This window comes from Winogradskyella sp. UBA3174 (assembly GCF_002364335.1).
Classification (GTDB): Bacteria; Bacteroidota; Bacteroidia; order Flavobacteriales; family Flavobacteriaceae; genus Winogradskyella.
On sequence record NZ_DEXW01000063.1, the window covers coordinates 1 to 13512 of the forward strand.

The following is a 13512-nucleotide window of genomic DNA, read 5'->3' on the forward strand; positions in this document are numbered from 1 at the left end:
ACGGCAACTGATAGTTGTGATAACACAATCACACACACACAAACTATTAACGTAGTAGATACTACTGCACCAACATTTAACGAAACTTTACCTGCAGATACAACTTTAGAATGTGATGCTATTCCTGATGGAAACTCACTTACTGCTAGTGATAATTGTAGTGAAGCCACTGTAACTCTAGAAGAAGTTATTACTGATGGTTCTTGCGAAAACGAATATACTTTAGTGAGAACATGGACGGCAACTGATAGTTGTGATAATACAATCACACACACACAAACTATTAATGTTATTGATTCAACTGCACCAACATTTAACGAAACTTTACCTGAAGATTCTGATGTTGAATGTGACGCAGTTCCTAACGCAGAAACTTTAACTGCTAATGATAATTGTGGTACTGCAACAGTCGTATTTGAAGAAGAAATAACAAATGGAGCTTGTACGAGCGATTATATTATGACAAGAACTTGGACCGCAACAGATAGCTGCGGTAATGATGCTGTTCATATACAGATTATTACAGTACAAGATAATGACCCACCTACTCTAGTTTCAGATTTAGATGAAACAATAAATGTAACTTGTGATGCTATCCCTCAAGTACCGGGTTTAGTATTCGAAGACGCATGTTCAAATGCTATAGAAGTTGTATTTAATGAAACATCGACACAAATTAATGATTTTGAAGATTATGAAATCATTAGAATATGGATTGTAACTGACGACTGTGGTAATGAAGCCGACTTCACACAAGTTATATTTGTGGAAATAAGTAATATAATTGAAGCTAACGATGCTGAGCGTTGCGTATTAGATATTGAATTTGATTTATTTGATTTATTATCTGGTAATTTTGATATGGATGGAACATGGAGTGTCGTTTCTGGTGATGCAACACTAGACGGAAGTTTATTTGCCCCTTCTACAGTAGAGGTTGGAAACTACACATTTAAGTATTCTATCACAGAAGGAGCATGTCCTACTGAAGCAGAAGTTACAGTAGTAATTGATGATGAATGTCTTGTTTTACCTTGTAGTGATGCAAATAATGTAATTATATCTAAAACTGTAACTGCTAACGGTGATAACTTTAACGAATTCTTTACTTTGACTGGTGTTGAATTCTGTGGTTTCACTGTAGAATTAGAAATATTTAACCGTTGGGGAGCTAAGATTTACGAATCTAAAAATTACCAAAATAATTGGAATGGCGATTCTCACGGGTCATCAGTAGGACGTTCAGGAAAAGTCCCAACCGGAACTTACTATTATATAATTAATTTAAGAGATAGTGGATTGAAACCATTTACAGGTCCTATCTACGTAGCAACAAATAAATAAACTTAACCAATGAAGTTATCTAAATTCTTAAGTATTGTAATACTTTTATTGTGCGTTACTACTGCATTTTCGCAGCAGTTACCTCAATTTACACAATACATGTTTAACACCATCTCTATAAATCCGGCTTATGCTGGGAGTCGAGAAACATTCAGTGCTGTTGGTTTACATAGAAGTCAATGGGTTGGATTAGAAGGTGGACCAGAAACTCAAACTTTATCTATCCACGCACCACTGCGTAATGAAAAGATTGGTTTAGGATTATCATTTATAAATGATGAACTAGGCTATGAAAACTTCTCTTACATCTATGGAGATTTTTCATACACAATTCGAACAGGCTTGAATTCAAAGCTTGCTTTTGGTATTAAAGGTGGTTTTACACATTACAATCTTGATGAAGAATTATTAAATGACCCATCTGTTGTAAATGATCCTTTCTTTAATAATGTCTCTAACCGCTGGAGTCCTAACATAGGTGCTGGTTTATATTGGCATTCTGAACGCTGGTATGTTGGTCTTTCTGCACCTAGAATATTAAACACAGATTATAATAATGGTGGACAAGGCCAAATAGATTACGTAGCCTTAGAGCGTATTAGTTATTATTTTACTGGTGGTTATGTTTTCGATTTAAGTGAAACTACTAAACTAAAACCATCTGTTTTACTAAAAGCTACTAATGGAGCACCTTTATCTTTTGATATTTCTGCAAATTTCTTATTTAATAATACGTTTTGGATAGGTGGTAGCTACAGAGTTAATCAATCAGCTGCGGCTCTTGGTGCAATAGCAGATTTTCAGATTTCAAAACAAATGCGAATTGGTTACGCTTACGAATATCCTATTTCTGATTTGAGACCATACACAAGTGGTACTCATGAAGTATTATTAATGTTCGAAGTCTTTAAAAGTAAACGTATAAAATCGCCTAGATACTTCTAAAATGAAACGAATTATGAAGACAAGATTATTAGTTCTCATCTTAACAATAAGTTGCTCACTCTCCTTTGCTCAGGTTAAATTAGCCGATAAATTTTTTGAAAATTTCGGTTATATTAAAGCAATAGAATTATATGAAAAAGCTGTTGAAAAAGGTGACAAAAGTGCACATGTCCTTACGCGCTTAGGAGATGCATTTTATAATAATGCAAAATTAGATAAAGCAGCTTATTGGTACGGAGAAGCCGTAAAAGAGCATGAAGACATTAAAGCGGAATATATTTTTAAATACATTCAATCACTCAGAAGTATTGGGCAATATGAAGAAGCTGACAAATGGTTTAAAGAACTTAGTGCTGCGCAGAAAGGAGATAGTAGATTATTAAAAGGCTATAATCCTGATGAAGTTGATTTATATAATAAATTAACATCTAAAAATAAAGTATTAGTAAACATAGAGAATTTACCTTTCAATTCTGAAAATTCAGATTTTGGATCATTTGTTTATAATAACACATTATACTTTGCATCCTCTAGAGGAGACAGTAAAAAGGTTTACAATTGGAATAAAGAACCTTTTTTAGAATTATTCCAGGTTTCAATTTCAGAAGATGAAAATAAGTCAACTTACGGTGAGCCAGCAGAAATTACAGCTAGTGATATAAATACTGATTATCACGAAGCATCAGTTGTTATTACTAACGATGGTAAAACTATTTATTTCACTAGAGATAACATCAATAAGCGAAATAGATTAAAATACGATAAGAAAGGTACAACACATTTAAAAATATATAAAGCGTCTTTAGAAGGAGACCAATGGACAAACATTATAGAATTACCTTTTAATGATAACGTATACTCTACAGGTCATCCTGCTTTAAGCTCTGACAATAAAATATTATACTTTGTTTCAGATCGCGAAGGTGGTATTGGACAAACAGATATCTATTCAGTGTCTATTAACGATAATGGTAGCTATGGAAACCCTAAAAATTTAGGTGAATTGATAAATACACAAGGACGAGAAATGTTCCCTTTTGTTAGCAAGAATAACACACTATATTTTTCTTCTGATGGTTATTTAAATTTAGGTCTATTAGACATTTTTAAATCTGATATTTTAAAAGGAGAAAGATCTAAACCAGAAAATATTGGAGCCCCTTTTAATAGTGGTTATGATGATTTTGGTTACTACATAGACTCAGAAACTGAGAAAGGTTTCTTTACTTCTAACAGACCCAACGGTAAAGGGAGTGATGACATCTATAGCTTTAATACTTTTGAGTGTAAACAACAACTTAAAGGTGTTGCCAGAGATAGTAAGACTAATATTATATTATCAGGTGTTACGATAAGATTAATCGATGATACTGGAAAAGTTCTTGATGAAATTATCTCTAGAGATAGTGGCGTGTATAATTTCACTGTAGATTGTAACAAAACGTATACAATTAGCGGTACTAAACCAGACTATAAGAATGATCAAAATACAGTGATAACTTCTGACGAAAATGAAAAACTCACAAATGTAGATTTATCATTAGAGCCTTTAATCATAGATAATCAAATTGTTATTAACCCTATATTCTTTGATTTTAATAAATCAAATATTAGAACAAACGCAGAATATGAATTAGAAAATATTGTAGACGTGTTGCGCAAACACCCAAGAATGATTATTAAAATTGAATCTCATACAGATAGTAGAGGCCGAGGCAAATACAACCTTAAGCTTTCTGACAGACGTGCAAAATCTACTAAAGAGTATCTAATCTCTAGAGGTATCGAAGTAAAAAGAATAGAAAGTGCTGATGGTTTTGGAGAGACACAATTACTCAATAAATGTGCTAACAAAGTAAAATGTACTGAAGAAGAACACCAACTTAATAGACGTTCTTATTTCTACATTGTAAGCGAATAATTTTAACGCTAAACTTAAGTAAAAAGCAAGCTCTAATAGGCTTGCTTTTTTTGTTATAAGATCAAAAACTAATTAAAAAGTATGGTTTACTCATTTAAATTTTAGATCAAAGCTGTATTCTATCGAGAGCATTATTAGCAATATTTCTTTTTCTGTCCTTTACATACTATTGTAGTATTCGGAATATTAATTATGACTGAAATAAGATTTCAAATAAAGATATTCTTATGAACTGATAATTATTTTAGATTCAAATCAAATTTATAATTAGATAAAAGAAAATATTAAAGGCGTGATTGTTAATCGAAGAACGAATAATGCAATAATTAACCAACTTCTGATTCCAAAACTTTATATCTCTATTAAACAGCATATATAAAAGTAGTAGAAATTAGATTTATAATAATGATAATATAGGGTATTTAATAACTCATAAAACAGGAGAAGAAATTAAAGTGGATCCAAATACAATAAAGTAATTCAGAGTTTTAAAAGGTGATAACTTAAATGACACTCAGGTTTTTAGAGTAGATAGAGACAGCATAACTTTGATCAAAAAGGATATATAAACTAAAAAAAGCCACATATAAATGTGGCTCTCATGGCTATTAATCAACTTTTGAGCGACTTATCGCTTAATGAACATATTGGTAAAATACCACTTACCTTCACTATTTTGTTCTGCTGAGATATCAAAATCTGTATAATCTCCTTCTATATTATCTTTATGATTAGGACTATTTAACCATGCGTTAACTACCGATGCTGCCGAGTTAAAACCGTAGGCTACATTTTCTGAGACAATATTTGCAGATGCATTTATCTGTAAACTTTCTTTTCTTAAAAAGAAATTATCGTGAGATACATCATCGACCTGTATCATATATTCTGTATGTGTAGAGGCTACTGCTTTAACTGTATTATGGTTTTGCAATGCACTTAAACCCGTATTAATTCTGTGTGCATTTATAAGCTCCATAATCTCAATCTCTATTAGTTTAGCTTGAGGCGTAACCGGAACCTCTATTGAATTAATTTGATCCTCTGCTGCATTATCAGTAGAGCAAGAAGTAAAGCCTAAGAGGGCGACAATAGCCAATAATGGCAACAGTTTATTAACTTTCATAAGTAGGTTATTTAGGTTTGGGAATACTAAAATAGAAGCCTACTTACACTTAACTGTTAAATAAATGTTAAAATCGATTAAATACATGTATTTCATCGGTTTTAACTGTCAAACATCGATGAAATACACGTTTGTTATTTAATTTTATGCTTTTTAACGATTTTAAAGTGTCGTTTATCGGTATAATAAAAATCTTAATTATGGTGCTAACCTATCGATTTGCCAATTATAATCTTTTAAAAGTTTATAACGGATTCTGTCGTGGAGTCTATTGGGTCTTCCTTGCCAAAACTCAATTTCTACTGGTTTTACAATAAACCCTCCCCAATACTTAGGACGTTCAATAGGTTTTCCTTCAAACTCTTCTTCTAGATTTTTAAGTGTATCCTCTAATTCTGCTCTATCTCTAACAATTTCACTCTGATTAGAAACTATAGCACCTAATTGGCTTCCACGTGGTCGTGATTCAAAATAACCATCACTCAAATTCTCAGAGATTTTTTCTGCTTTACCTTTAATAATAATTTGTCGTTCTGCAGCTGGCCAAAAAAAGGATAAACATATATTAGGATTTGCATGAATAGCTTTCCCTTTTTCACTTTCATAGTTAGTGTAAAAAATAAAACCTTCATATGTGTATTTTTTTAATAGTACTACTCTACTCTTAGGGAAGCCATCTAAACCAATAGTAGACAAAGTCATCGCGTTAGTTTCACCAACATTAAAATGGGTATCTACTTCGAGAAACCAATCTCTAAATAATTCAATAGGATTCTCAGGCACATTGTCTAATAACAACTCGCCTTTTTCGTAAGATTTTCTATAATTACTTAAATCTTTTTCCATAAAAAATATATAATATGTTACTCTATACTAAGATTAGTAATTAAAGTAAATGAATTGGTGTATTAACAAAGTTAATATGGTTTTTAATCTTTAAGAAATTAAAACTCAAAAGATTTTCCATCTTTAGATAAAAGTACGTTCTCAAAAATGGTCTGTGCTTCAAATTTAAACGCGTCATAACCATCGTAACGTGTAGAGTAATGCCCAAGTATTAAAGTTTCTATATTAGCTTTTTTAGCTATAGTAGCTGCGTGTTTTGCTGTACTATGTTTGGTTGGCTTACAAAGTGCTTCGTTTTTGTCTAAAAAAGTAGATTCGTGATAAAGAACTGTACTGTTTTTTATAATAGGAATAACTGCTTCGTTATAAACCGTATCACTGCAAAAAGCATAACTTTTAGCTGGTATTGGATCTTTAGTAACGGTATTATTTTTAATTATAATACCATTTTCGTTTTCTACGTCAGAGCCTTGTTTTAACTTTCTAAAATAGGCCTTATTAATATTTGCATTTAAAACAGCATTAATGTCTAGCTTACGTTCATTCTCTTTTTCCTTAAAAAGGAATCCATTTGTATAAATACGATGGTCTAAAGGAATGGTATAAACTTCTACTTTATCGTCTTCATAAATTAATTCTGACTTTTTAGAAGTCAACTCATGGAAAATTAAAAGATATTTAGTCCAAGAGTTAGATAATTTCATTTGAAGTGTAATTACCTCCTTTAAACCTTTAGGAGCATAAATATGAAGCTCTGTTTCTCTAGTTAACAACTGAAAAGTGCTAATTAATCCAACTAATCCAAAGTAATGATCGCCATGTAAGTGTGAAATAAAAATATGCTTAATCCTAGAAAACTTAACCTTATTACGTCTTAATTCTACCTGAGTTCCCTCACCACAATCAATTAAAAACATGTGATTTTTAATCTCTAATACTTGCGAAGTTGGATTGGTGTTTGTACGTGGAGTTGCACTGTGGCAACCTAAGATAGTTAGTTTCATTTATTAAAACCTTAAATCTCTTTCAATGTCTTCCATCTCTATAATATCGTATGCCTCTTGTATAGTAGGCACTACCAAGATCTCGTCTGGCATTTGATCTAAATTGGCTTTGGCTGACACAATAACAAATGATTTTTTATTACCTCTATGATTATTACTCAACCTTAGAAATTCGATAACATCTTCTAAACAAACTGTATCTAAACTAGATATAATGATTATCAGATGATAGTCTTTATAATTATCATAAGCCTGTTCAATAGTATTAACTAGAGTTTTGATAGAGGCTCTTTCTTGAGTAATTATAGTAATATTCTCATTTCTATCTATAATCATAGTCTACTGTTTTATTTTTGAAGCTAATAGGTAAATTACCGCCATTCTTACCGCTACTCCATTTTCAACTTGATCTAAAATAATAGCTTGTTTAGAATCTGCCACATCACTGGTAATTTCAACACCACGATTTATTGGACCAGGATGCATGATTACAATCTCTTTATTAAGGCTGTCTAAAAGTTCTTTATTGATGCCAAATTGTTGTGCATATTCTCGCGTTGATGGGAAATAACTAATATCCATACGTTCATTCTGAACACGCAACATGTTAGCAACATCGCACCATTCTAATGCTTTCTTAAGATTAGTTTCTACTTGTACACCTAACTCTTTTATATACTTTGGCAATAAGGTTTTTGGTCCACAAACCATAACATTGGCTCCTTGTAACTGAAGTGCATAAATGTTTGAAAGCGCTACTCTACTATGTAAAATATCACCAACAATAACTACATTTTTACCTTTAACACTACCTAATTTTTCTCTTATAGAATAAGAATCTAATAAAGCTTGTGTAGGATGCTCGTGCGCACCATCACCTGCATTAATAATACTTGCATTAACATGTTTTGATAAGAAAACACATGCACCAGGATTAGGGTGACGCATTACGACCATATCTACTTTCATAGATAAGATGTTATTAACTGTATCTATGAGTGTTTCTCCCTTTTTAACTGAAGATTGTGATGCTGAAAAATTTATGACGTCTGCTGACAAACGTTTTTCCGCTAGTTCAAATGACAACTTAGTTCTTGTAGAATTTTCGAAAAATAAATTGGCAATTGTAATATCTCTAAGAGAAGGAACTTTTTTAATAGGTCTATTAATAACCTCTTTAAACTGATCTGCAGTTTCGAAAACAAGGTTAATATCTTGTTTAGTAAGATATTTTATTCCTAATAAGTGATTAACACTTAATTCGCTCATAGTTTTAATTTACAGTTATCTTAATTTCATTTATCAATTAAATACACAGCATCTTCCCCTTCATTTTCAACCCAATTTACTTTAACACGCTGATTGTCTATGGCATCTACTTGGCGTCCTCTATAATTTGGTTGTATTGGCAGATGACGACTAAATCTGCGATCTATTAATGTAAGTAATTCTACATTTTTTGGTCTGCCAAAAGATTGAATAGCTGTTAGTGCAGAACGAATACTACGACCTGTATATAAAACATCGTCAATAAAAACTACGTTTTTATCTTCTACAATAAAGTTAATAATTGTTGTATTTGCTTCTAATGGTTTTTCACCTCTTCTAAAGTCATCTCTAAAAAACGTAATATCTAAATGTCCAACTTGAACATTTTTAATTTTGTAATCTTTAGCTAGCATCTGCGCTAAGCGATCAGCTAAAAAACGTCCTCTCGGTTGAATACCTATTAATACGGTCTCTGAAAAATCATCATGATTTTCAATAAGTTGGCAAGCAAGTCTGTGCAGTGCTATATTAACTTCTTTAGAATTGAGTAATACTTTTTGACTCATGATAGTATCCAAGCGTTATTGGTGCGCAAAGTTAGGATAAAATTTGTGGTTTGCAATATCTTTTACTGCAAAGGCACAACGCTCTAAAATCACAAATATCAATAACTAAATACTTAGATATAAAAAAACCTCCCGTATAACGAGAGGCTTTATAATATGTATTATTTAGATTCCTGCCTTCGCAGCAATTTGGGAAATTATTTTTTCCCGTCTAATTTATCTTTAAGTGCTTGTAAAGCTTCATTTGCATCACCAAGAGTTGGCTTAGCTTCTGCCGTTTGAGCAGTCTGTTTTCTAACAGCTTGCTTAACGATTTTTGCTTCTTCAGCTCTAAATACTGCTGTATGAGATGCAACAACACGCTTGAATTCTTTATTAAATTCAATGATCTTGAATTCTGCTTCATCACCTTTCTTAAGTTTAGAACCATCTTCTTTCTCTAAATGACGTGCTGGAATAAAAGCTACGATATCTTCGTTAAAATCTATTGTTGCTCCTTTATCTACCATTTCAGTAATTGCTGCTTTATGAATAGATTCTAAAGCAAACTCAGTTTCATACTTATCCCAAGGGTTATCAGTAGTTTGTTTATGACCTAAAGATAATTTACGTCCTTCAACATCTAACTCTAAAACAACAACATCTAAAGTATCACCTACGTTACAGAACTCAGATGGATGCTTAATTTTCTTAGTCCAAGATAAATCTGAGATATAAATTAATCCGTCGATACCCTCTTCTAATTCAACAAAAACTCCAAAGTTTGTAAAGTTACGTACTATACCTGTGTGCTTAGAACCTACAGGGTACTTAGTTGTAATATCTGTCCATGGGTCTGGTGTTAATTGCTTAATACCAAGAGACATTTTACGATCTTCTCTATCTAAGGTTAAGATAACAGCATCGATTTCATCACCTACAGTTACAAAATCTTGAGCTGAACGTAAATGTGTTGACCAAGACATTTCACTTACGTGAACTAGTCCTTCAACTCCTTCTTCAACCTCAATAAACGCACCGTAATCTGCTATTACAACAACTTTACCTTTTACTTTATCTCCAATCTTAACAGCTTCACCTAAAGCTTCCCAAGGATGCTTAGATAATTGTTTAAGACCTAATTGTATTCTTGATTTGTTTTCATCAAAATCAAGGATTACAACATTTAACTTCTGATCTAACTCAACAATCTCATTTGGATGATTGATACGAGACCACGATAGATCTGTAATATGAACTAAACCATCTACACCACCTAAATCAATAAACACACCATAAGACGTAATGTTTTTCACAATACCTTCTAAGACTTGTCCTTTTTCTAGTTGACCAATGATTTCTTTCTTTTGTTCTTCAATATCAGCTTCAATAAGAGCTTTATGAGAAACTACTATGTTTTTGAATTCGTGGTTGATTTTTACAACTTTAAATTCCATAGTTTTATTTACATACTGATCGTAATCTCTAATAGGCTTCACATCGATTTGAGAACCTGGTAAGAAAGCTTCTATACCAAATACATCTACGATCATACCACCTTTAGTTCTGCATTTTACAAAACCATTTACGATTTCACCAGTGTCATGTGCATTGTTTACACGCTCCCATGCTTTAATTACTCTAGCTTTTCTGTGAGATAATACTAATTGACCTGTTGCGTCTTCACGTACATCAATTAATACTTCTACTTTGTCACCAACTTTAAGATCTGGATTGTAACGGAACTCATTAAGAGAAATTACGCCTTCAGATTTAGCATTGATATCAATAATAGCATCTCTATCACTAATTGTAATTACTGTACCTTCTACAACTTCGTCGTCTAAAGTGTCAACGAAATTCTCAGATACTAATTTTTCAAATTCAATTAATTTAGTGTCTTCAACTTGCTCAATTCCTTCTTCGTAATTGTGCCAATCGAAATCTGCTAAGAATTTTTCTGGGTTTGCTTGAGCTTCAGATACTACAGGAGTTTCTACTGTTACTGCTTCAGTTGCTTCAACCTCAGCTTGTTTTGTTTCTTTTTCAGACATTTGCTGAATAAAAATTTGTATTCTGTATATTTTGAAAGACTAACGGAAAATCTACAGAAGTTATTAATTAAATTTGTTTTATCTCTTTTCTACTTTCTCAAATCCGCTAAAAGAAGCGCAAAAATACTACTTATTATTCTGAAAACCAAACACTAAATGATGTGACTTTAATATATTTTGTATGTCCTACTAGTAAGGTGTTAAAATGGTGCTTCAAAATTTAACATTAAGTATTTTAATTGATATATTCACAATACTATTAATACTTATAAAACACATACAATTATGGTTAGAGCAAAATACCAAGATGTATTAGACTTGGGAGAGTCTTTAAACATTCAGAATGGAAATGTTACTGAAGACAATGGCGTATTAAAAGTAGAAGGAACTGCAGCAACGCAATACGAGAAAAATTTAATCTGGGATAAGATTAAAGAAGCAGGTGGTGATAATCCAGCTGATATAATAGCAAATATTAAAGTTGCTGATGAAACTATATATGCAAGACATACTGTAGCTTCTGGTGACACTTTAGGAAAAATTGCAAAGCACTATTATAGTGATGCAATGAAGTACAAGAAAATTTTTGCTGCGAATTCAGATATCTTAAAGAGTCCAGATGTGATTCATCCTAAGCAAGAGTTAATCATTCCTAATCTTTAATGAAAGATTAAATGTAAATTATAGAAAAAGCGACTTTAGGGTTGCTTTTTTATTTTGAAATATTATGACTCGCTAAATTTAGAATAGTATCTAGCTGATCTGCAATAGTTAATTTAGAATTATCTATTTCTATAGCGTCTTCTGCTTTTACCAAGGGCGAATCCTTTCTTGTAGAATCAATTCGGTCTCTTGTGGTCACATTCTCTAGTACATCTTCATAGGTAAGATTATCTCCACGCTCTTTTAATTCTTTAAACCTACGCTGGGCTCTTGTTTCTGCTGAAGCAATCATATAAATTTTTAGTTCAGCATCTGGAAAGACAACTGTACCAATATCACGACCATCCATAACAATACCTTTATCTTTTCCCATGAGCTGTTGTTGCTCGACTAATTTTCGTCTCACTTCAGACAAAGTTGCTACAGGACTCACATATTGAGAAACTTTTAGTGTTCTTATCGTATTTTCAATATTTTCACCATTCAAATAAACTTCTGCAAAGCCCTTAATATCATTAAATTTAAATGTAATTATTATCTTATCTAAGTTTTCTATTAATTTTTCTGAATGAAAAAAATCTACTCCAATGAAGTTATGCTCTAAAGCAAAATAGGTAACTGCACGATACATCGCACCAGTATCTACATATATATAGTTAAGCTTATTTGCTAATTGCTTAGCAATTGTACTTTTTCCTGTAGAAGAAAACCCATCTATTGCAATGATAATTTTTCTCATATTTAATTATCTAAATCTATTTGTAGTCCAAAGAAACTAGTATTAGAAGCACTTGTATACCTCGCATGGGTGTAACTAAATTTTATTTTGTTTAATTTAACACCTACACCAAAAGATAAACCTGAAAAATTTCTTTGATCTACAATTCTTAATTCTTCAGCACGTCTAAAATTATAACCTAATCTTACGTTAAAACCACCTTCTGGAAATAATTCTGCTCCAAGAATAAGATGACGTAATGTATTATTTAAAAAACCAACTTTTTCTTGAGTTTGATTGCCGTCTAAATCTGTTGTCGCTCTTGCTGGATTAGAAACACCTATTGGCCACTGTTGAAGATTCTCTAGAGTTACATGCCATCTTAAAGGTACATATTGTAATGTTTGAGACATACCAAAATTTACCTCTAACGGTAAAGGCTCATTTTGACCAGCATATGTTGTAAATTGAGTACCTATATTTCTTACCGTTAATGCTGCATGAAAATCTAAATCTTCATTAATATACATCGCACCAAAATCAACTGCTCCACCTATTGAGTTATACTGCTCTAATAATGATGTAATAATTTTTACATTAGCGCCAATATAAAAATCTGTAAATGGAATATTATAATTATAGCCAGCAGAAATAGCTGCTTCGTTACCACTAAATGTCCCTGTCGAAACTCCATTTACATCATAACCATCAAAGGATCCGTAATTAATGTAGGTTACACCAAAGTGAAAAGTTTGTAAATGCCGATCCCAAGTATAAGCATAGGCTGCGGTACCATAACTGATACCACCTAAGTAACTAGAATAGTTAAATGCTGCTTGATTATGCATTTTCCAATTTATAGATGCCGGATTATACAGTGCTTCTGTAACATCGCTATCAAAATTGGTGATAATTTTACCACCTAAAGCTGCTTGTCTAGGAGACGATACCAAATTTAAAAATTGATAAGTAGATCCTCCTCCCAATTGTGCGAACAATGGTAATGTTAGAAGTACTAAAAATAAGGTTAGAATCCTCTTGGTCATAGATTTTGCAAAATAACTAAATCTATTGTAA

Annotated in this window: 13 protein-coding genes; 4 read left to right on the forward strand and 9 right to left on the reverse strand. The window is 32.0% G+C overall.

Annotated features, from left to right (window positions below; translation table 11 throughout):
- The 3 genes from B2U95_RS12185 to B2U95_RS12195 all read left to right on the forward strand — a co-directional run.
- Nucleotides 1–1344: gliding motility-associated C-terminal domain-containing protein (locus B2U95_RS12185; RefSeq protein WP_296316811.1), on the forward strand; the 1344-nt coding region annotated here is incomplete at its 5' end.
- 9 nt (nucleotides 1345–1353) lie between these two features.
- The gene (locus tag B2U95_RS12190; RefSeq protein WP_296316812.1) at nucleotides 1354–2289 is read left to right on the forward strand and encodes a PorP/SprF family type IX secretion system membrane protein; all 936 of its coding nucleotides are present in this window, start codon (nucleotides 1354–1356) and stop codon (nucleotides 2287–2289) included.
- Nucleotides 2290–2302: 13 nt separating this feature from the next.
- Entirely contained in the window at nucleotides 2303–4210 is a 1908-nt protein-coding gene (locus B2U95_RS12195; RefSeq protein WP_296316813.1) for an OmpA family protein, read from the forward strand.
- Between the two features lie 628 nt (nucleotides 4211–4838).
- Here the strand turns inward: B2U95_RS12195 and B2U95_RS12200 are convergent.
- The 7 genes from B2U95_RS12200 to rpsA form a co-directional block, all read right to left on the reverse strand.
- Nucleotides 4839–5336, reverse strand: coding sequence for a CAP domain-containing protein (locus B2U95_RS12200; RefSeq protein WP_296316814.1), 498 nt, complete (start codon nucleotides 5334–5336; stop codon nucleotides 4839–4841).
- Between the two features lie 198 nt (nucleotides 5337–5534).
- Nucleotides 5535–6182, reverse strand: coding sequence for a pyridoxamine 5'-phosphate oxidase (gene pdxH / locus B2U95_RS12205; protein ID WP_296316815.1), 648 nt, complete (start codon nucleotides 6180–6182; stop codon nucleotides 5535–5537).
- A 98-nt stretch (nucleotides 6183–6280) separates the two neighbouring features.
- Entirely contained in the window at nucleotides 6281–7186 is a 906-nt protein-coding gene (locus tag B2U95_RS12210) for a ribonuclease Z (RefSeq protein ID WP_296316816.1), read from the reverse strand.
- Nucleotides 7187–7189: 3 nt separating this feature from the next.
- Nucleotides 7190–7522, reverse strand: coding sequence for a ribonuclease Z (locus B2U95_RS12215; RefSeq protein ID WP_296316817.1), 333 nt, complete (start codon nucleotides 7520–7522; stop codon nucleotides 7190–7192).
- A 3-nt stretch (nucleotides 7523–7525) separates the two neighbouring features.
- Nucleotides 7526–8455: an aspartate carbamoyltransferase catalytic subunit gene (locus B2U95_RS12220; RefSeq protein ID WP_296316818.1), complete on the reverse strand. Its 930-nt coding sequence runs from the start codon at nucleotides 8453–8455 to the stop codon at nucleotides 7526–7528.
- Between the two features lie 26 nt (nucleotides 8456–8481).
- Nucleotides 8482–9021 (reverse strand): bifunctional pyr operon transcriptional regulator/uracil phosphoribosyltransferase PyrR, encoded by a 540-nt coding sequence (pyrR, locus tag B2U95_RS12225; protein ID WP_296316819.1) that lies wholly within the window; start codon nucleotides 9019–9021, stop codon nucleotides 8482–8484.
- A gap of 197 nt (nucleotides 9022–9218) precedes the next feature.
- Nucleotides 9219–11054 carry a 30S ribosomal protein S1 gene (rpsA, locus tag B2U95_RS12230; protein ID WP_296316820.1) on the reverse strand — a complete coding sequence of 612 codons (1836 nt, stop codon included), beginning with the start codon at nucleotides 11052–11054 and terminating at the stop codon, nucleotides 9219–9221.
- Nucleotides 11055–11339: 285 nt separating this feature from the next.
- Here rpsA and B2U95_RS12235 point away from each other — a divergent pair, with 285 nt between their 5' ends.
- Entirely contained in the window at nucleotides 11340–11717 is a 378-nt protein-coding gene (locus B2U95_RS12235) for a LysM peptidoglycan-binding domain-containing protein (RefSeq protein WP_296316821.1), read from the forward strand.
- 49 nt (nucleotides 11718–11766) lie between these two features.
- Here the strand turns inward: B2U95_RS12235 and cmk are convergent, their stop codons facing one another.
- Both cmk and porQ read right to left on the reverse strand, forming a co-directional pair.
- Complete coding sequence (cmk, locus tag B2U95_RS12240; protein ID WP_296316822.1) at nucleotides 11767–12456, reverse strand: (d)CMP kinase; 690 nt, start codon at nucleotides 12454–12456, stop codon at nucleotides 11767–11769.
- A gap of 2 nt (nucleotides 12457–12458) precedes the next feature.
- Nucleotides 12459–13481, reverse strand: a complete 1023-nt coding sequence (gene porQ / locus B2U95_RS12245; RefSeq protein WP_296316823.1) for a type IX secretion system protein PorQ — start codon at nucleotides 13479–13481, stop codon at nucleotides 12459–12461.
- Nucleotides 13482–13512 lie beyond the last annotated feature (31 nt).